Below are 19,334 nucleotides of genomic sequence, written 5' to 3' on the forward strand. Positions count from 1 at the left end.
TTATCTTCTTTTTATAGTTAAGTTAGAGTGTTACAGTATCATCTTTGGTAGAGTTGTTAGTCTTTTCACCGCTTTCTTTTAATTGCTCAGCCTTTTGTTCTTTTTGAAAAAGCTCAAAGGCTTTTGCCTTGGTATCTTCTAAAATATTTTTTATTTGTTCCATGGAAAATGCTGAAAAAACAAGAACTTCTTGTGCGTTATCCATGATAGTTCCACAAATCTTATCAGCTTCTTCGGGCGTTAAAAGTTTATCGGAAACATAATAACGAGAAAAGTTGGCAACCTTTAAACAATCAACATAAAGATCGCTAAACACATTTAAAGCCGATTGAGTCTTAGGATCTATCTCTTTTTCACCGGAGCTTTTATTTTCTATTCCACTTTTATCTTGATTTTTATTTTCTTTTAATTGCTCAGCCTTTTGTTCTTTTTGAAAAAGTTCAAAGGCTTTTGCCTTGGTATCTTCTAAAATACTTTTTATCTGTTCCATAGAAAATGCTGAAAAAGCAAGTGCTTCTTGTGCTTTATCCATGATAGTTCCACACATTTTATCAGCTTCTTCGGGCGTTAAAAGTTTATCGGAAACATAATAACGAGAAAAGTTGGCAGCCTTTAAACAATCAACATAAAGATCGCTAAACATATTTAAAGCCGATTGAGTTTTAGAATCTATCTCTTTTTCACCAGAAGTTTTATTTGCCGTTCCACTTTGTTCTTTAACACTTTCAGTAGCATAAACATTTTCTTTTAAAACTAAAAAACAAGATAACGACATAAATAAAAAAATAAATAAATTTTTCATAACAAACCCTTTATAAAACATATTGATGATCCCGTATGATGATAATCAAGATTTTAACAAAGATAAAGGTAATTCCAAAGCATTTTTTTCCAAAAAAACAGCATCAACCAATATTCCGGGAATTTTGCTCTCAGCCGTAATTTTTCCCTCATGCAGAACAATAACTTTATCAGCTAACTCCAACGCCAGATCAAGGTCATGAGTTGCCATCAATAAAGCGGTATCTAACTCTTTTAAAGTTTCCAAAAGCTTACGCCTTGAACGTGGGTCAAGCGCCGCACTCGGTTCATCTAAAAGCAACAATAAGGGGTCTGTAATTAATAAACTCGCTAAGGCAACACGTTTTTTTTCTCCGACTGACAAATGATGCGGAGGGCGTTCGGATAAGTGTTCAATACCAAGTTTTTCCAAAATTTTATCAACAGCCTGTTTTTTCTGGGTTTTGTCAAGTTTATCTTCAAGCTCGGAATGAGCCAAAGAAAACAATAACTCCTCACGCACAGACGGCATAAACAGTTGATTATCAGGGTCTTGAAACAAAACAGCGGCATGCTTGCGAGCCAAGTGAACTTGAGAAGTAACATCTTCTCCGTTTAAAATAATGCTACCCTGTTGAGGGTGTAGACAACCGGAAAGAAGCAATAAAAGAGTAGACTTACCCGAACCGTTTGCACCCACCAAGGCAACTTTTTCTCCACGTTTCAAACTAAAACTTATATTGCTTAACTCGCCGTAATGTTGAGCTAAGTTGTTAGGACAAGTATTTGAGTTTAAGCTTCCGTTATATGAAAAACATAAATCTTTTACAGCTAAAAGCTTATCATCTAATACTGTTTTTTGTGTGTTTAAATTATGAGTTAGCGACATTGAGATAAATAATGCTTAAAAATGGTATCAAACTGCCTACAACAAGACAGCTCTCTTTTATACCCCAATTAAGTTTAAGATAAGGGTTAAAAATATAAGTATAACCACGAGTTAACATAGCAAAACGTACTTTTTCGGCACGATTGGCAGATTGAACCAACACAGAACCAATAAAAAAAGCATAGGTTTTAAGATTGCGTTTTATTCTTTTAACAAAAGTCAAAGACAAACTATCATGCTTCGTGCGTAAACGTAAAGCTCTTAATGAGCATATAAATTCTTCAATTAAAATAATAACATGCCTACACATCATCACAAAGACAGTACATAATTTTGGTGAAACCCTTAAAGATTGTAACGCACTCGCCAAAGTCGCAGAATCTAAGCCTTGAGTAAAAACAAACAAAAAAACTGCCGTCGCATTCACTTTCAACGTTGTCAAAAGACAAAAATAAAAACCATTTAAGTCAAGGTATAAAGATGAAAACAAGTGAATATTTCCGTTTATCTCAGAAAAAGAAAAAGGTAGAGTCAACCAAGTAAAAATTAAAAACAAATTTACAGTCAACAACATCTTAAATAAACGCGGAAAATTAACAGAACAAAAGAACGCCAAAACAAAAGCCAAAGCCAAAAGAACCGCCGAAAAACTCAAACGCACCGAAAAAACCACGGCTAAACTTAAAAACAAGGTTGCTAAAATTTTTGCCCTTGGGTCAAAGTTTAATAAAAAAGACGCTTGAGGCGTACAAAATATTTTTTCGTTTAGTTCCATAATCTTTTATTTATAAAATACAAGCTATTAAATCAAAAACCTTTCACAGTAACGCTTTCAAAGTTGGAAGTAGACAACAAACTCGGTGAAACTTTTGCCAAAAAACCCACCGCAAAGGCTGTAACCAACCCCTCACAGAAAGCCAAAGGTAAATGACTAAAAGCAAAAAGCCAAGCTGTTTTTAATAATAATTCATTACTAAAAAGTAGCATAAAGAACACTAAAACAACAGCGAAAAAAACCGCACTAAAACCCGCAAAAAATGCCCAAAAAAGACCTTTAACCGTATTTAAGTTAAAAGTAAGAGGCTGTGAACTTTTAGAGTGAGTTGCCAAATAATTTAAACAAGGTTTTTGAAATAACCAAAAACTCACTAAAGCCGGAACAGCCATAATAACCGTATTTACCCCCAAAGCCCAAAGACCACCAAATTGAAATAAAATCGCCTGTAAAAACAATGCGTTAAAAATCGCAGGAACAGCAGCATAACCAAGCGTAAGCCCCATTAAAGCCAGTAAGGCAAAGTGTGCCGAACTCGCACCTATAGGCACTTTAATTAAAGAGGCAATAAAAAAGGCACTGCCAAAAACCGCCGCTTTCGGTAGGTCTTTAAGTTCAGTTTTTTTCAGACTATAAGCCAAAAGACCTATACTTATTCCCCACCCTCCTGCCAACACAGGTGCAGATAAAATTCCTTCGCTGATATGCATTGTTTCTCCAAACGAAAAGCAGTCAATAACCTTAGATAAATCAAGTTTTGGCGTTAAGTTTTTTTACGCTTAATAATGTAACTAATAAAATAATATAAACACATCAGATTTAAAAACAAGCTTAAACCAAAAATTGCTATTCTAAACGATATCTTATAAGGTGAAATATTCTTATTATTTTCAGTCTCTTGCACTTGTGCTGAAACATTTTTTTCATTTTCTTCCATACGTTTTATCTCTAAAACAACTTCGCTCGCATGTCCCTGACCATCTTTTAAGCGTACTGTCCAAGTTCCGTCAACAGGAGGCAAAAAACTAAAACGCCCTAAAGCGTCTGTACGCCCGTTTTGAAATTCAATTTCTTGCCCGCCTCCGCCTGCTCCGCCTGTCCCTTCTTGTTCCGGAACTAAACCGGAACCTTTAGGAGGATAAATTTTAATACTTGCGTAAGAAACCGGTTCTGATGAAGAATAGTTAAATTCAAGGCTCACAACATTCTGATCCGTTAAACGAGTATAGCCTATACCATGCGCCAAAACATTAGGAGTATGGGCCAAACAAAATAACACAACGAACATCAAAACCAGTTTAAACTTAACGCAAGCAAACATTAACGCACCTCAAACACTAAAACAGTACGCAAAACATGATTTTCAGCGTCTTTTCCTGTTTGTTTTGCCGTGTGTTCAGAACGTATCATCCAAATACCGGGGTGAGTAATTTTAACTTTAAAAGTATCTTTTTCTGATTCGGTATAATAGGCGTAAGTATTACTTTCCTTAGTAAAACCGTCATAAGTTGCCCAAACCGGCGACCTTAAAGCTTTTCCTTTATAAAGTAGTTTAGCCTCTAGATAATCACCAACTTTTAACATACTTAAATCACTAACAGGAACAATTTCAAGTTCTTGACCCAAAGCACGAGAAAACATTTCACTTTTTACTTGAGTATTTAAAAAAGTTTTAGCGTATTTTTCATATTTATTTACAGATAAAACCGTCTTGCCTTGAGCTTCTAGTTCTTTACGCCCGCCGTCTAAAAAACCTTCCGTTGTTTTACTGACAATATCTCTGGTACGATGCCCAACTAAAATAGCGGCTCCATCTTCGGGCAACTTAAACGTGCCTACTAAGGAATGTCCGTCTTTACTCTCTTTAAAAGATATAGGCGTTTCTTTTTTGTCTTGTAATAAATAAACCGCAACATCTTCTAAAGGTTCGGCTTCTTCACTTTCCATAAATACATGAGCCGCCTGCACTTCTACCTTTATTTCTTCTCCGCTTTTTGGAGAAAAGTTATCAGGTTTAATAATAAATTCATGAGCAAAAGCTGGCACTGAAAAGCTAAATAAACAAACTAAAGATAATAATAAACCTAACTTAAAAGAACGCATAAAAACCTCCCGAACAAACATCGTGTTACTATTTTTCAAAAACGTAACACAAAGCGTTTTTTTGTCAAACAAAAAACCTCATAAGTATTTTTTTACTTACAAGGTTTTTGTTTAAACTGTGTTCACAAAAGGCAAACAAGTATATTATCAACTAGTTGGTTGCTTTCTTGTTTTTCTTTTCTGTAGTTTTTTTTGTAGCTTTCTTTGCTTTTTTATCTGGTTTATCTGTTGCTTTTTTATCAGAGTTTGCAGGCGGAGCAGTCGGAGTCGCATAAATATCAGGCAAAACGGTAATAGGTTGCATTGACCCGCCGGCACTGTTTACTCTATCGACAATATTATCTTTTATCCAATGAGGGTCAAACCACTCAAGCGGCATAACTTCTATTCCTCCGACAGTAACACCAAAATGCAAATGATCGCCGGCCGCCATACCTGTTTTTCCAGTACGTCCGATAATATCGCCTTTTTTTACCGCCTGCCCTACTTCAACACTGTAATCATTCAGGTGAGAATATAAAGTTTGAAGTCCGCAACCGTGATCAATAACGACTAAATGTCCATAAATACCAAGCGAACCAACAAAGACGATTATACCGTTATTTGCCGCAGGAATCGGAGACTGAGCCAAAGAAGCCAAGTCTTGACCCAAGTGGGTTTGCTCATCAATTTTTTGATTGTTATACATATAAGTTCTATGATCTGCAAAGCCGGCTCTGGTTGCCGCATTGGGCAAACGTAAAAACACGCCTGTCCATAATGGTTCGGGGTTTGTCTTGGAAACTAAAGCTCTAATTGTATCTTGATTTGCCTTTCTAAGTTCACTATTTACCTTTAAAAAGCGTTCAAGATTAGTCATTTCTCCGGGAATATCCTGTTCAAATTCAGGCATCTTGGTATCTAAAAAATTATCTGTAATTGGGATATTGTCTTTTCTAAACTCTCTATTTATACGATTAACCGCCAAAGGAATTTTTCCGATATTGCCCGCTAAATCTTCTGCGATCAACTGGGGAGAAAACTCATTTGGAGTCATATGATAAGGAAAAGCAAAAAACACCAAATAGTCTCCGTTCGCTTGTTTAAAGCCTTCAAAAAAATAATCTCCGACTTTAACTCCTGTTGATGCCGTATCTTTATTCACGCTATAAACAGCACACGCCGTTCCTCCCTTTCTAATATAAGGGGGCATTGTTTTAACCTCAAAACGAGGAGGAGTCATATCTATTGTTAAAGGCAGTTTAATTATGTTTTTATTTCCACGCCCAAACCCCGCATAAGAACTATCGTTAACAACAACCTCAAGTTCAAGCTTACCGTCTTTTATACCTGTGTCTGCCAAAGAAAATTTAAGTTCTTGACTTTTTACCGCAGGGCTGAATACTTGATTTAAAACAGTAGAAATATTATCACCTTTTTTAACGGTAACAACAACAGACTGAACGCCAGAATCAACATCGCTTACTTTTAAAGTAAACTCTTGTTTCGGAGAAGTATAAGCGGTTTTTGGCGTTAAACTAACCTCGGGAATCGTATTATCTTTAAACATAAGGAAAACTACAATACCCAAAACAACAAGCAGAAAAAGCCCGATTAAAACAGAAGCGAAACCGCCACGACGTGATCTTGACATAAAACAACCCTTAATTTTTAATTAAACCTAAAAGCTAAACACGTTTAAAAACAATTGTATCAATATATAAAAACTTTTTTCTTTTATGATAAAACAAAGTAACCATCTGGAATTATACAAATAAAACAAGCAAGTTAACCTTTTAATAAAACACAACAAAAAAACATAAATATTATTTTGCAAAAGATAATTGTCATATCAAAAGAAATACTCTATAAATATTCTCACATTTATTTAGATAATTCAAGTTGAATTTTATAAAAGTTAAATAACTATGTTAACCACATTATATAAATAAGGAAAGTCCGTAGCCGTGTTAACAGATTACCAGAAAAAAAGTCGCGAACGCATGGTACACGAACAGCTTATGCGTAACGGCATCAGAAATAGAGCTATTTTACACGCCATGCAAAAAGTACCGCGACACTTTTTTGTGCAAGAAGCACTTACCTCGCAAGCATACGAAGACCTTACCCTGCCTATTGGTTCGGGTCAAACAATCTCACGTCCGATTGTCGTGGCTTGGATGACAGAAATTTTACAACCGCAAAAAGGGTTGAAAATATTGGAGATAGGAACAGGTTGCGGATATCAAACGGCTGTTTTGGCTGAGCTTGGTTTAAATGTTTTTTCAATAGAACGTATCCCCGAACTACACCAATCGGCTAAACAACGCTTGGCAAAGCTCGGTTATACTTCTAATACTTTATTAAAACTTTCTGACGGAACTTTAGGTTGGAAAGAAGCCGCCCCCTTTGACAGGATAATGATTACTGCCGGTGGTCCCGTGGTGCCTCCTCCTTTACTCGAACAACTTGCCGACCAAGGTCTCTTACTTATGCCTATTGGCAACGACAGACAAAAACAAAACTTTATTCTTTTACATAAAAACAACGGAGAAATAACAAAAGAAACTTTTGGTGAAGTCTCTTTTGTTGAACTTATTGGCAATCACGGTTGGTAAAAAAACTTAACCCAAAAATTTAGCCTTAGCAGACAAAAAAAAAATCATGGATTTCAACAATATTTTCAGCGTAAGCGAACTAACCGACAAGATTCGCCTCGCCCTTACAACAAACTTTCCTATAGTTTGGGTGAAAGGACAGGTAACCAATCTCTCTCGCCCCGCTTCCGGACACATATATTTTTCTCTGAAAGACGAAAACTCAAGTATTGCCATGGTTTGGTTTAAAGAACGATACGTTAACCCAAAGTTTGACTTGGTTACCGGCGAAGTATTTGAAGAAGGCAAAGCCCCCGATACAGCGTCAAAAATACAAAACGGACAAGAGCTTATTTGTGCGGGAAAACTGGCAGTATACGGAACTCGTGGACAATATCAGGTAAATGTTGAATATGTTCAAGAGGCAGGTATTGGAAAATTACATGAAGAATTTGAACGCTTAAAAAGCAAACTTTCCAGCAAAGGTTTTTTTGATCAAAACCGAAAACGCAATGTTCCCAAAAACCCAAAAAAAATCGCTTTGTTAACTTCCCCATCGGGTGCGGTTTTGCAAGACTTTCTTCGTATAAGCCAAAACAGAGGAACGGGAACGACAATACGTTTATATCCCGTTTTGGTACAAGGTAACGAAGCCGCCACACAAATAAAACAAGCCATTGAAAAAGTTAATAAAGAAGCATGGGCTGAGTTAATCGTAGTTATCCGTGGCGGAGGATCGTTAGAAGATTTATGGGCTTTTAACGATGAAACACTGGCCGAAAGTGTGGTTCAAAGCAAACTTCCTATTTTAGCGGGAATAGGACACGAACCGGACTTTACAATGTTTGATATGAGTGCCGACTTAAGAGCCTCAACCCCAAGCCACGCCGCACAACTTTTATGGACAGACAAACATGAATTGATGCAGCGCCTAGATGAGTTGACACTTCGCTTAGAGCAAAAACATCAAAACATATTTTTATTCAAAAAAGAAAGGCTTAACTCTTTAAAAAATGCACTCTCTTGGCTTTCACCTCAAAAAAATCTGACTAGAAACAAAAACAAACTCGCCCTTATAAGCCAAAAAAGCGGAAGTTTACATTCTGCTTGCCTGCAAAATTTTAAATATCACAAACAACGCCTTCACTGGCTTGAGCTACGGTTAAAACAAAGCCTGTCCGCTCAAACTTACCACTCGGACAAAGAAAAACTTTCGTTTTTATCTTTGAACTTTACGAAACTTTATGATAGGTATTGTCTTCAAAAATCAACTCAACTCAAAATATTAAATCTAAAATTGGAATCTTTAAATCCTTTTTCCCCGCTTGAACGAGGATATGCTTTACTTCAAAAAAATGATGGAGTTTATATAAAAAGCATAAACAACGTACACAGCGGAGAAGCCTTAAACGTTCAACTTTATGATGGAAAGTTTGACGTTGTCGTAAAATAAAAAACAAGATATTCAACACTCACCCCAAAAACATACCGGATATTTTCATGAAAACCTTAAAAAAATATTTAACACCCAAATCTTTTAATCTTTTGATCTTATTGTTTTCTATCGCTCTACCGTTAGCGGCGTGTGCCAAAACAAGCGATAAAAACCTTCAACCAACTAATAATCAACTCGTTCAAATTGATGCCCCACAAACCGTATATGCCGGAGAACCTTTTTTAATAAAACTCACAACTCAAAGTTCCGTACAAAACGTTAAAGTAACTTGGAATAACAGAAGCCTAAACCCAATCTTTAAAGATGAAAACGGACAAAAAACCGCAGAAGTCTTATTATCTGTTCCTCTCAAAACAAAAGAAACTCAACGCAACTTAACTTTAACTGCTGATAATAATTCTAAAAAGTTAACATACCATGCGAGCTTTGCTGTTGAACACAAAGAATATCCCGAACAGCGTTTGACCGTTTCCAAAAAATTTGTCAGCCCAAATAAAGCAGAACAAGAACGCATCAAAAAAGAAGCAAAAATCATTAAAGCCGCCCTCAATAAAGTCAGCACGGAACGTTACTGGGATCTACCTTTATCTCGCCCTATTCCATATATAAAAACAGAAGAGGAAACAATAGGACGAGTTTCAAGTGTTTACGGTTTACGTCGTTTCTTTAATAACCAAGAAAAAGACCCACATAAAGGCGTTGATCTAAGTGCCCCAAAAAATGAAAAAATCTTAGCCTGTATGGACGGAAAAGTCGTCTTGGTCGGAGACTTTTTTTATTCCGGACGTTGTGTTTTCGTAGACCACGGTCAAGGTATTTTAACTTATTACCTACATATGACCGAACCTCTTGTTAAAGAAGGGCAAATAGTTAAACGAGGAGAAACTCTCGGCTTGGTCGGAAGCACGGGACGTTCAACAGGTCCACACCTCCACCTTGGTTTTACCGTCTTAGGGGAAACAGTAAACCCCGCCCCTTTTATGCCTGATCTATAATAAAGAGAGTTTATTTTGAAAAAGAAATCATCTGAATTTGACGAAGTAACAGATTTTGAAAGCGGAATAAAACGTCTCGAAGATCTGGTTAAAACCCTTGAAACAGGCAATTTACCACTTGAACAAGCTGTTTTATTATATAAAGAAGGTTTGTTTTTGTCTCAAACCTGTAAAGAGCGTTTGGATAAAGCGGAAAATGAAATTTCAATTTTGACCGAAAAAGGCTTTAAATCTTTTAAAGTTGATGAACCCGGCGATCCAGAAGCTGATGAATCTTAACTTTTAAAGAAAAAGAAAACATTGAATATCAAGTAAAGATAGAGGTTATTGTGCAAGTTAGCGAATTTAAACAAAACTTAAAAGAAAAAACAAAGCTGATAGACAGCTTTCTTTCTCTTGTTTTTGAAACACAAGCTCACAACAGCTCAAATAATCACGAACGCTATCCTCAAGCAAAATCTATATTTTTAACTAAGGAATTGCAAAACCCAAAAACTTTTATTCCGCCGAGAATAAAAGAAGCAATGGAATACAGCCTTTTGGGAAACGGAAAAAAAATACGCCCGATACTTTGTTTAAGCTGTGCCTCTTTGTTTGGACTCAGCTCGGAAAAAGTTTTGCCTTTTGCCGCCGCCCTTGAATTAATTCACTCTTACTCTCTAATTCACGATGACCTTCCCGCAATGGACGACGATGATTTAAGACGCGGAAAACCATCAAATCATAAAGCTTTTGATGAAGCAACGGCAATTTTGGCAGGCGACGGACTTTTAAGCGAAGCCTTTTTTCTTATGTCTGCCAATATTCAAGAGTTAAACCCTGTTCTGCTTTTAAACGCCCTTGCCTGTGTCGCTCAAGCAATCGGAGCTTCGGGCATGGTCGGCGGACAGGTTTTGGACATGCAATACACAGGTTATGGAAATAAAAACAATAAGATAAAAGCACAAACAGACAAGGTTTCTTTTGAAGAACTAAAACAAATGCACGCTTTGAAAACCGGTGCGTTAATAAAAGCCGCCTGTGTTTCGGGAGCTATTTTAGCAGGGGCAAAAGACAACGATATAAAAAATATTATTACCTACTCCGAAGCAATCGGTTTAAGTTTTCAAATAACCGACGACCTTTTGGATATTAAAAGCTCAAGCGAAGTTTTGGGAAAACCCGCAGGCAGCGATCTTAAAAACCAAAAAGTAACTTATCCCTCTTTAATCGGCATGGAAAAAAGCGAAGCCTTAGCAAAACAAGAAACAGAAAAAGCCTTAAACGCCCTACAAGAATATAAAGGGCAAGACGCTGAGTTTTTACGCTCAATGGCAGAATATATTTTGGTACGCATAAATTAACATGCCTTCAACAAACTTTAACTTTTAATTTTAACTCTTACAAACAAATTATTATGTTACAAACTCTTTTATATATCCCCAATAAAGTCGGACAAGCCACTATTCATTACATAAACGAAGCCGGTTCAATGTTTATGTTTATGTGTGAAGGCTTGTGGCTTATGTTCACAGGCAAAAGGCAACTGCCCAAATTTTTGCATCAACTTTATTTTATTGGCTCAAAATCTTTGTTTGTAATCAGTTTAATCGGAATTTTTACCGGCATGGTTTTGGGATTACAAGGTTATTACACTTTAGTGCAATTTGGTTCGGAAGGTTTACTTGGTGCTGCGGTCGCTTTAACCTTAATTAGAGAACTCGGCCCTGTTTTAACTGCCATTATGGTAACCGGGCGTGCCGGTTCGGCAATAGCCGCAGAGATTGGGGTTATGCGAATAACCGACCAAATTGACGCACTGGAAGTCATGGATATTAACCCTAAAGGCTATTTGGTCGCACCACGTTTTTCCGCCGCCTTTATCGCCTTTCCGCTCTTAACGGCTCTATTTAACGTAATCGGAATTATCGGTGGTTACATCACGGGCGTTATTTTGCTCGGAATTAACCAAGGTATATATTTTGCAAAAATAGAAAGTAGCGTCCATATGAAAGATATCAGCGACGGCTTTTTAAAATCCATCGTTTTTGCTTTGATTGTTGCAACAATCAGCTGTTATCAAGGCTATTATACTCATAAACGCACAGACAGCATAGGACCGGAGGCAGTCAGCAACGCCACAACTTCCGCTGTTGTTATTTCTTGCGTAATGATACTTATCGCAGACTATGTTATTACTTCGTTTACGCTTTAGGATAAACCAATGAGTTCAGATATATCAAACACAACAAAACAAGCTTGGAATATTGAGTTAAAACAACTTACTATAGGGTTTGGAGAGCATATTGTTTTAAACGATATCAATGCGACCATTCCGGCGGGAAAAATTACAATGATTCTTGGTGGATCAGGTTGTGGAAAATCAACTTTGTTACGCCATATCATAGGTCTTAAACGCCCGCTCTCTGGTTCTATTTTCTTGGGAAATCAAGATTTTTTCTCTTTACCCAACAAAGACTTTAAACGTTTACGCAGGCACATGGGCGTATTGTTCCAAGACGGTGCTTTACTCGGTTCGCTTAGCGTCGCTGAAAATATCGCCCTGCCTCTTACCGAACATATCAAAATAGAAAAACCTTTGATCAACGAGTTGGTTGCTCAAAGACTTAAGCTTGTTGGGCTTGAAGACTTTGGAAATCACTACCCCAGCGAACTTTCAGGCGGAATGAAAAAACGTGCCGGTTTAGCCAGAGCCATAGTTGTTAACCCTCAAATTTTGCTTTGTGATGAACCAACTTCTGGCTTAGACCCAATTAACTCGGCAAAAATGGATAGACTTTTACTTAGTTTAAAAGCCCAATTTCCTTTTATGACGATTGTGGTCGTAAGTCATGACCTTGCAAGCATGGAGGCAATTGCCGACCACGTTTTACTTTTGGCAGATAAAACCTTGGTTTTTGAAGGTAGCAAAGATAATTTAAAAAACAGCACAAATGAATATATTGTCCAATTTTTAAACCGTAAGTTTGACCTTGAAAAAATCAAACAAAGCGAAGGGCAACCGCTCAACATTAACCCTGAAATAAAAAAACGTATAGACCAATGGCTAGAACAATAACGCTTAGAAGGTAAAAAGAGAGATATATTATGACAAATTATTCAAAAGAAACCACCGCAGTAGGAATATTTGTAATTATCGGTCTGTTGTGTGTCGGATATTTAACCATACGCCTTGGAAAAATGGAAATAATAGGCAATAACGGCTATACGGTAAAAGCGTTTTTTAACTCGGCAACAGGCTTAAAAGTCGGTGCAAGCATAGATATAGCCGGAGTAAGCGTTGGAAGGGTTACTGCTATTCATTTGATCCAAAAAGAAGACTCTAGTCGGGCTTATGTTGAGCTTAGATTAAAAGAAGGTATAAAACTTACAGAATATTCTATCGCATCTATAAAGACTAGTGGACTTATTGGCGATAAATATATATCTATAGACCCCGGCGGTTCTGAAACTATTTTAGCAGACGGCGATGAAATTGAACAAACCGAGTCTGCTGTTGATCTTGAATCGCTAATAAGTAAATATGTCTTTGGTGGAGTAAAATAATGTCTATTTCAAGAAATTCTTTAATTCAATGGTTAATGTTTATCGCCTTTATTGTGCTTTTCATTTGGACTCAAGCCTTAGCTGATGCACGTTCTGATGCAAAACAAGCGCTGGAAACTACCATAAATAAGGTTGTAGAGCTAATTAAACAGCCGGGGTTTAGACAAAAAGATACAAATGAAGCCTTTGTTAATAAGGCCGAAGAATATATTAAAGAAATTTTTGACTTTAACGAATTTTCTGCTCGCACTTTAGGTTCTATCTGGAAAGAGTTTACTCCGGAAGAAAAGATTGAGTTTAATAACGCTTTTGCCGCTTTGTTGCGTAATACTTATCTTGATAAAATTGATGAATATCGAGGCGAAAAAGTTAATTATTTAGGTGAAATAGCTTCAAGCAAAGGTGATAAAATAGAAGTTCAGACCGCTATTAATTCTGAAAACAAAAATGTACTGATCAATTATCTGATGCTTAAAAAAGATAGTTGGAAGGTCTATGATATAATTGTAGAAGGTGTAAGTCTCGTCCAAAACTATCGCTCACAGTTTCGTGAGTTGATCCAAAAAGGTATGACACCTAAAGAATTAACTCAAAAAGTATACGAACAAGCCAAAAAAGTAAAAGAAGCCAATAACAAAAAAAATATCTCTTAAAGGGTTAAAAAGTGCCGTATGCAAAGCTATAATTTAAAAAAGTTAAGATTAAAAAACTTATCTTTAACTGTTTTACTTATCGTAATTACCCTGCTCTCTGCTTGTGCCTCAAAAAATAATCAACCAGAGTTAATGGATAAAGATTCAAAACCTTTAAGAGCTAGTCCACAATTAAACGAGTCTGATGAGTCTGATATTGAAACAGGAATTCCTGATCCAATTTACCCTTGGAACCGTTTTTGGTTTGAATTTAACAGCTACGCTGTCGATTATGTTGTAAGACCTGTATATAAAACTTATGATTTTATTACACCTGACCCTGTTCAAACCTCGGTCGGAAACTTTTTTCACAACATTTTGTTCCCCGTGCGTTTTGTAAACTCATTATTACAGTTTAAATTTAAACAAGCCGGTGTTGAAATGTCGCGTTTTGTTTTAAATACAACTTATGGTGTCGGCGGTCTTTTTGATCCGGCGGCTGATAAAAAAGCCATTGTCGAGACTGATGACGAAGATTTTGGTCAAACCCTCGGAAACTGGGGCGTTGGCGAAGGTTTCTATATCGTTTGGCCTTTGCTCGGGCCTTCGACTCCAAGGGATACCGTTGGGAAAGTTGGAGACTTTTTCTTAGACCCCGTGAATTATGTTGATCCTTGGGAACTAAGAACCGGTGCAAATGTCTTAAAAAATGTCAATAACTCAGGCGAAATAATTAAACAGTTTGACACCTTAAATGAAATGTCTGTTGACCCTTACTCTGCAATGCGAAACGCATATATTCAAAGAAGACGGGCTCAAATAGCAAAATAACAAGCTTAAAGTTAATTTAATTCATAGATAAAGGATAAAAAATGAAAGGTATTATTCTAGCGGGAGGCTCAGGCACTCGCCTTTATCCAATTACTACTGCGGTTTGTAAACAGCTTTTACCTGTTTATGATAAACCGATGATTTATTATCCGCTTTCTGCCCTTATGCTCTCGGGCATTAAAGAAATTGCAATAATTTCAACCCCGTTAGACCTACCACGTTTTAAAGAAATGTTTAATGACGGCAGTCATTTAGGACTCAAACTATCTTATATAGAACAGCCAAAACCCGAAGGATTGGCACAAGCTTTTTTACTCACAAAAGACTTTTTAAATGGTGAACCTTCTTGTTTAGTCTTAGGAGACAACCTTTTTTATGGTGGTAATTTTAGGCAATCATTACAAAATGGTGCAAAAATTACTGACGGTGCTTTGGTTTTTGGCTATAAAGTTAAAGACCCAGAACGCTATGGAGTAATTGAATTTAACGCCAACCAAGAAGTTATAAGCATTGAAGAAAAACCACAACAGCCAAAATCAAAATATGCTGTAACCGGTTTATATTTTTATGATGGGCGAGCCTCAGAACTCGCCGCAAAGCTTAAACCTTCCTCTCGTGGAGAGTTGGAAATAACTGACTTAAATAAACTTTATTTAGAAGAAGGCAAGTTAAAAGTAGAATTTTTAGGTCGTGGCGTGGCGTGGCTTGATACCGGAACTTTTGAATCTATGCACCAAGCCTCTTCTTTTGTGAGGGCTGTGCAGGATAGACAAGGCTTAAAAATTTCAGCGATTGAAGAAATTGCCTTTAGAATGGGCTATATTAACGCCGATCAGCTCATAAAATTAGCAACACCCATGAAAAAAAATGACTATGGTAAATATCTTTTAGATTTAGTGAATGACAACGACAAACATGATTTTTAAAGTTAAAGGCAACTGTAATGAAAACTATTGGCTTATTAGGCGGCATGAGCTGGGAAAGCACCAGCGTATATTATAATATTATCAACACCATTGTAAAACAACGCTTAGGCGGTTTTCATTCTGCCAAGTGTGTTTTATACAGCGTAGATTTTCACGAACTCGAAGAAAACTTTTCAAAAGGTGATTGGGACAAAAACACCCAAATACTGACAGAAGCAGCCTTAAATGTCCAAAAGGGCAGTGCTGATTTTTTATTAATCTGCACAAATACAATGCACAAAATTGCGGATAAGATACAGGAAAAATTGACAATACCAATTATTCATATCGCCGACGTAACCGCCGATAATATCTTGTCAAAAAACATAAAAAAAGTCGCCCTACTCGGCACAAAATATACGATGGAACAAGATTTTTATTCCAAAATAATAGAAAATAAAGGAATTGAAGTTGTTACCCCTGCCTTAAAAGAGCGTGATTTTATTAATCATATAATTTTTAAAGAACTTTGTTTAGGCATAATTACAGAGACTTCAAAAAAATTATTTTTAGATTTAATCAATAAATTTAGATCAGACGGCGTCCAAGGCGTTATTCTTGGTTGCACTGAAATCGGACTTTTGATAAAACAAGCCGATACGACAATGCCGTTGTTTGATACAACGATTATTCATGCTGAAGCGGCTGTTGATCTAGCTTTAAGTTAACCTAACTAATTTTTTAAACAATTTTTAATACAAATCATAAATCTTAAAATTATTTTGCTACAACAAACAAAGCCCTTGACTTTTTTTAAAAGCGTGGTAAATAATCTTTTCTTTATGTTGGAGGATTTATAAATGTACGCTATTATTGAAACAGGTGGCAAGCAATACCGAGTAGAAGAAGGCACAAAATTGCGCGTTGAAAAACTCGCTGTTGATGCCGGTTCTGAAATTAGCATTGATAAAGTGCTTATGCTTGGTGGTGGGCAGTTTGCTGTAGGCACTCCTTATGTTGCGAACGCTACTGTTAAAGCAGAAGTTGTCGAACACGGTAGAGGCGAAAAGATTGTTGTGTTTAAAAAATGGCGTCGTAATGACTCTCGCAAAAAACAGGGTCATAGACAAGATTATACAACTTTACGTATTAGCAGCATCACTGCTTAAATATTGATTATAAAAAAGACTTCGGTCTTATTTTAAGGAGCAAAGCTCATGGCAACAAAAAAAGCTGGCGGGAGTTCTCGTAACGGTCGCGATAGTCAGGGGCAAAGACGTGGCGTTAAACGCTTTGGCGGACAAGCCGTAATCTCAGGGAATATCCTTGTACGTCAGGTTGGAACTAAAATTCACCCCGGTCAAAACGTAGGAATGGGACGTGATTTTACTCTTTTCGCTACTGTTGACGGCGTTGTAAAATTTGAAAAATATTATCGCAAAAATAAAGAACTCGTAAGAGTACACGTAGTCGCTAATGCTTAACTTTTAAGCTTTTTAGCATGAATTAAATTTTTATTTGATCAGGCTGAGATAATAATTTTTAGGGTACAGAGATTGTACCCTTTTTTTATTTGTCTTTTCTGTAAATAAGTTTAAAATATACTTTGTACATTTAATACTTGAATTAATCAAAAAGAGACTTAACTAAAAGAAGATCATTGCAAAATTCCGTTTTGCGTTCTTTTGAATCGTTTTATGTGCTGTATCACAGCATAGAGAGTCTTAGACACAAAAGCCACTAATTTTACAGGAAAATTAACTTTTTCTTTTATAATTAGTTATAGCTAAATAATATATACAAAGAATTTTAAGGTGAAAATATGCGTTTTGTTGATGAAGCAATGATTTCGGTTAAAGCCGGAAAAGGCGGTAAAGGGGCTGTTTCTTTTCGCCGTGAAAAGTTTATGCCAAAAGGCGGGCCTGATGGTGGCGATGGCGGAAATGGTGGAAGCATTATTTTAAAAGCCTCTGATAAACTCTTAACCTTATACGACTTTCGTTTAAAAAGACGTTACGAAGCCGAAAACGGTCAACCGGGACAAGGCAGCCAGTGCTTTGGACGAAAAGGACAAGACCTAATCTTAGAGCTACCTGTTGGAACACAAATATACCAAATGACCCCTGATGGTGAAGTTTTATTAGCCGACTTAGCCGAAAAAGACTCTGAAGTGATCATTGCTCAAGGTGGTATTGGCGGAAAAGGAAACGAACACTTTAAAAGTGCAACTATGCGTACGCCTCGCTTCGCCCAACCCGGAGAACCCGGCGAAGAAAAAAGTCTTAGATTGGAACTAAAAATCTTAGCTGATGTGGGTTTATTGGGCTTACCAAACGCAGGAAAATCAACACTTATTTCTAAACTTTCAGCCGCAAAACCCAAAATTGCCGCTTATCCCTTTACGACTCTAGAGCCAAACCTAGGGGTAGTAATCAGCGAATATGATCCGGGCGAACGTTTTGTAATTGCTGATATTCCCGGATTAATCGAAGGGGCTCATACGGGCTATGGATTAGGACATAGATTTTTAAAACATATTGAACGCAATCGTTTTTTAGTCCATATTTGTAGCATTGAAGACATTAACTACGAAGACCCTTGGGCGGCGTTTGAATTGTTGAATACGGAACTAAGACTTTTTGACTCTGAACTTGCTAATAAACATCAAGTAGAAGTAATTAATAAAATTGATTTAGTTTCAGAAGAAAAACTAAACCAGCTCAAAGTCTTAGCCGAAAAAGACGGGCGTAAAATCTTTTTTGTTTCTGCTAAACAAAACATCGGTCTCGAACCTTTAACCGACGAACTTTGGCGTTTATATAAAAGCCTTAAACCCGGTGAAGCCTTGGTTCGCTTTAAAGAAGTTCCGCTTTATATTAAAGAGCCAAATTTACCGGAAGTTTTACACACTCACAACAACGGCATCGAAACAATTTATGAAGACGGTGTTGAAGTTAACTGGGTACGTGAAAAATATTAAAAATAATTTTATCGTATTAAAATATAACGGATAATTCATGAAACTTGTATCTTGGAATGTAAACGGATTTAGAGCAATCAGTGCAAAACCGGAATGGGAATGGTTTAATTCCTGCGATGCGGATATTATCGCCTTACAGGAAACCAAAGTACACCCCGAACAACTTGATGAAACGCAACGCAACCCCGAAGGATTTTCTGCTTTTTGGCAAGCCTCGCATGTAAAAAAAGGCTATTCCGGCGTTGCAGTCTTTTCACGCCAAAAACCTTTGAATAATACCTTTGAATTGCCAGACGCTAAGTGGCAAGGTGAAGGACGTTTAATTCACCTTGAATATCCAAAGTTTCATTTTTTTAATGTCTATTTTCCAAACGGTCAACAAAATGAAACTCGTTTAAATTATAAATTGGGTTATTATGATGCGTTTTTGGAACAAGCGGAAAAACTGCGTAAAGACAAGCCCATTGTGGTTTGTGGAGACTTTAACACAGCTCACCGCCCCATTGATTTAGCTCGCCCCAAAGAAAACGAAGGTGTTTCCGGATTTTTACCTATAGAGAGGGCTTGGCTCGACAAATTTACCGCCTGTGGTTATATTGATACATTAAGGCAAGTAAGAAATGATGAAAAAGCGTTATATTCTTGGTGGTCTTATCGCATGAAAGCCAGAGCCAGAAACGTTGGCTGGAGAATTGATTACTTTTTTGTATCTAGCGAATTAAAAGACAATATTAAAGATGCATGGATTGAAAACAACGTTTTTGGTTCTGACCACTGCCCTGTCGGACTTGAATTGGATATATAAACAATCAAGTCTCAAACAACGACTTTAAGTGCATACGTGAACAACCTGTTATAAAAAGTGA

Annotated in this window: 23 protein-coding genes; 16 read left to right on the forward strand and 7 right to left on the reverse strand. The window is 36.8% G+C overall.

The window, feature by feature from the left end:
- Window positions 1-22: 22 nt before the first annotated feature.
- From BT999_RS02430 to BT999_RS02460, 7 genes are all read right to left on the reverse strand, one after another.
- Window positions 23-802, reverse strand: coding sequence for a hypothetical protein (locus tag BT999_RS02430; protein WP_143145481.1), 780 nt, complete (start codon window positions 800-802; stop codon window positions 23-25).
- Window positions 803-847: 45 nt separating this feature from the next.
- Entirely contained in the window at window positions 848-1,669 is an 822-nt protein-coding gene (locus BT999_RS02435) for an energy-coupling factor ABC transporter ATP-binding protein (RefSeq protein WP_072696158.1), read from the reverse strand.
- Window positions 1,653-2,444 carry an energy-coupling factor transporter transmembrane component T family protein gene (locus tag BT999_RS02440; protein WP_072696160.1) on the reverse strand — a complete coding sequence of 264 codons (792 nt, stop codon included), beginning with the start codon at window positions 2,442-2,444 and terminating at the stop codon, window positions 1,653-1,655. The genes BT999_RS02435 and BT999_RS02440 overlap by 17 nt, the downstream gene beginning before the upstream one ends.
- A gap of 32 nt (window positions 2,445-2,476) precedes the next feature.
- On the reverse strand, window positions 2,477-3,154 hold the full coding sequence (gene cbiM, locus BT999_RS02445) for a cobalt transporter CbiM (protein WP_072696162.1): 678 nt from the start codon (window positions 3,152-3,154) through the stop codon (window positions 2,477-2,479).
- A gap of 53 nt (window positions 3,155-3,207) precedes the next feature.
- Window positions 3,208-3,765 carry a hypothetical protein gene (locus BT999_RS02450; protein ID WP_072696164.1) on the reverse strand — a complete coding sequence of 186 codons (558 nt, stop codon included), beginning with the start codon at window positions 3,763-3,765 and terminating at the stop codon, window positions 3,208-3,210.
- Entirely contained in the window at window positions 3,765-4,547 is a 783-nt protein-coding gene (locus BT999_RS02455; RefSeq protein WP_072696166.1) for a DUF4198 domain-containing protein, read from the reverse strand. Before BT999_RS02455 ends, BT999_RS02450 begins: the two co-directional genes overlap by 1 nt.
- A 151-nt stretch (window positions 4,548-4,698) precedes the next feature.
- Window positions 4,699-6,180 (reverse strand): M23 family metallopeptidase, encoded by a 1,482-nt coding sequence (locus tag BT999_RS02460; RefSeq protein ID WP_072696168.1) that lies wholly within the window; start codon window positions 6,178-6,180, stop codon window positions 4,699-4,701.
- A 349-nt stretch (window positions 6,181-6,529) separates the two neighbouring features.
- Here BT999_RS02460 and BT999_RS02465 point away from each other — a divergent pair, with 349 nt between their 5' ends.
- The 16 genes from BT999_RS02465 to BT999_RS02540 all read left to right on the forward strand — a co-directional run bounded on the left by BT999_RS02465 (window position 6,530) and on the right by BT999_RS02540 (window position 19,273).
- Entirely contained in the window at window positions 6,530-7,144 is a 615-nt protein-coding gene (locus tag BT999_RS02465) for a protein-L-isoaspartate(D-aspartate) O-methyltransferase (RefSeq protein WP_072696634.1), read from the forward strand.
- A gap of 46 nt (window positions 7,145-7,190) precedes the next feature.
- Window positions 7,191-8,576 carry an exodeoxyribonuclease VII large subunit gene (gene xseA, locus BT999_RS02470; protein ID WP_072696170.1) on the forward strand — a complete coding sequence of 462 codons (1,386 nt, stop codon included), beginning with the start codon at window positions 7,191-7,193 and terminating at the stop codon, window positions 8,574-8,576.
- A gap of 47 nt (window positions 8,577-8,623) precedes the next feature.
- On the forward strand, window positions 8,624-9,574 hold the full coding sequence (locus tag BT999_RS02475; protein ID WP_072696171.1) for a M23 family metallopeptidase: 951 nt from the start codon (window positions 8,624-8,626) through the stop codon (window positions 9,572-9,574).
- Between the two features lie 15 nt (window positions 9,575-9,589).
- Window positions 9,590-9,853, forward strand: coding sequence for an exodeoxyribonuclease VII small subunit (xseB, locus tag BT999_RS02480; protein ID WP_072696173.1), 264 nt, complete (start codon window positions 9,590-9,592; stop codon window positions 9,851-9,853).
- Window positions 9,854-9,903: 50 nt separating this feature from the next.
- Window positions 9,904-10,917, forward strand: a complete 1,014-nt coding sequence (locus BT999_RS02485; RefSeq protein ID WP_245790977.1) for a polyprenyl synthetase family protein — start codon at window positions 9,904-9,906, stop codon at window positions 10,915-10,917.
- A gap of 53 nt (window positions 10,918-10,970) precedes the next feature.
- Window positions 10,971-11,768 carry an MlaE family ABC transporter permease gene (locus tag BT999_RS02490; protein WP_072696175.1) on the forward strand — a complete coding sequence of 266 codons (798 nt, stop codon included), beginning with the start codon at window positions 10,971-10,973 and terminating at the stop codon, window positions 11,766-11,768.
- 9 nt (window positions 11,769-11,777) lie between these two features.
- Window positions 11,778-12,632, forward strand: coding sequence for an ABC transporter ATP-binding protein (locus BT999_RS02495; RefSeq protein ID WP_072696177.1), 855 nt, complete (start codon window positions 11,778-11,780; stop codon window positions 12,630-12,632).
- Between the two features lie 29 nt (window positions 12,633-12,661).
- A complete protein-coding gene (mlaD, locus tag BT999_RS02500) occupies window positions 12,662-13,120 on the forward strand; it encodes an outer membrane lipid asymmetry maintenance protein MlaD (RefSeq protein ID WP_072696179.1) in 459 nt (152 codons plus the stop codon).
- Window positions 13,120-13,773, forward strand: a complete 654-nt coding sequence (locus BT999_RS02505; protein WP_072696181.1) for an MlaC/ttg2D family ABC transporter substrate-binding protein — start codon at window positions 13,120-13,122, stop codon at window positions 13,771-13,773. The genes mlaD and BT999_RS02505 overlap by 1 nt, the downstream gene beginning before the upstream one ends.
- An 18-nt stretch (window positions 13,774-13,791) precedes the next feature.
- Window positions 13,792-14,583 (forward strand): MlaA family lipoprotein, encoded by a 792-nt coding sequence (locus tag BT999_RS02510; protein ID WP_072696183.1) that lies wholly within the window; start codon window positions 13,792-13,794, stop codon window positions 14,581-14,583.
- A 41-nt stretch (window positions 14,584-14,624) separates the two neighbouring features.
- On the forward strand, window positions 14,625-15,509 hold the full coding sequence (rfbA, locus tag BT999_RS02515; protein ID WP_072696185.1) for a glucose-1-phosphate thymidylyltransferase RfbA: 885 nt from the start codon (window positions 14,625-14,627) through the stop codon (window positions 15,507-15,509).
- A 17-nt stretch (window positions 15,510-15,526) separates the two neighbouring features.
- On the forward strand, window positions 15,527-16,216 hold the full coding sequence (locus BT999_RS02520) for an aspartate/glutamate racemase family protein (RefSeq protein WP_072696187.1): 690 nt from the start codon (window positions 15,527-15,529) through the stop codon (window positions 16,214-16,216).
- A gap of 132 nt (window positions 16,217-16,348) precedes the next feature.
- Entirely contained in the window at window positions 16,349-16,657 is a 309-nt protein-coding gene (gene rplU / locus BT999_RS02525; protein ID WP_072696189.1) for a 50S ribosomal protein L21, read from the forward strand.
- Between the two features lie 48 nt (window positions 16,658-16,705).
- A complete protein-coding gene (gene rpmA, locus BT999_RS02530) occupies window positions 16,706-16,972 on the forward strand; it encodes a 50S ribosomal protein L27 (protein WP_072696191.1) in 267 nt (88 codons plus the stop codon).
- Window positions 16,973-17,310: 338 nt separating this feature from the next.
- Complete coding sequence (obgE, locus tag BT999_RS02535) at window positions 17,311-18,468, forward strand: GTPase ObgE (protein WP_072696193.1); 1,158 nt, start codon at window positions 17,311-17,313, stop codon at window positions 18,466-18,468.
- 37 nt (window positions 18,469-18,505) lie between these two features.
- A complete protein-coding gene (locus BT999_RS02540; RefSeq protein ID WP_072696195.1) occupies window positions 18,506-19,273 on the forward strand; it encodes an exodeoxyribonuclease III in 768 nt (255 codons plus the stop codon).
- The last annotated feature ends 61 nt before the right edge of the window (window positions 19,274-19,334 follow it).

Source organism: Desulfovibrio litoralis DSM 11393, assembly GCF_900143255.1.
Classification (GTDB): domain Bacteria; phylum Desulfobacterota; class Desulfovibrionia; order Desulfovibrionales; family Desulfovibrionaceae; genus Frigididesulfovibrio_A; species Frigididesulfovibrio_A litoralis.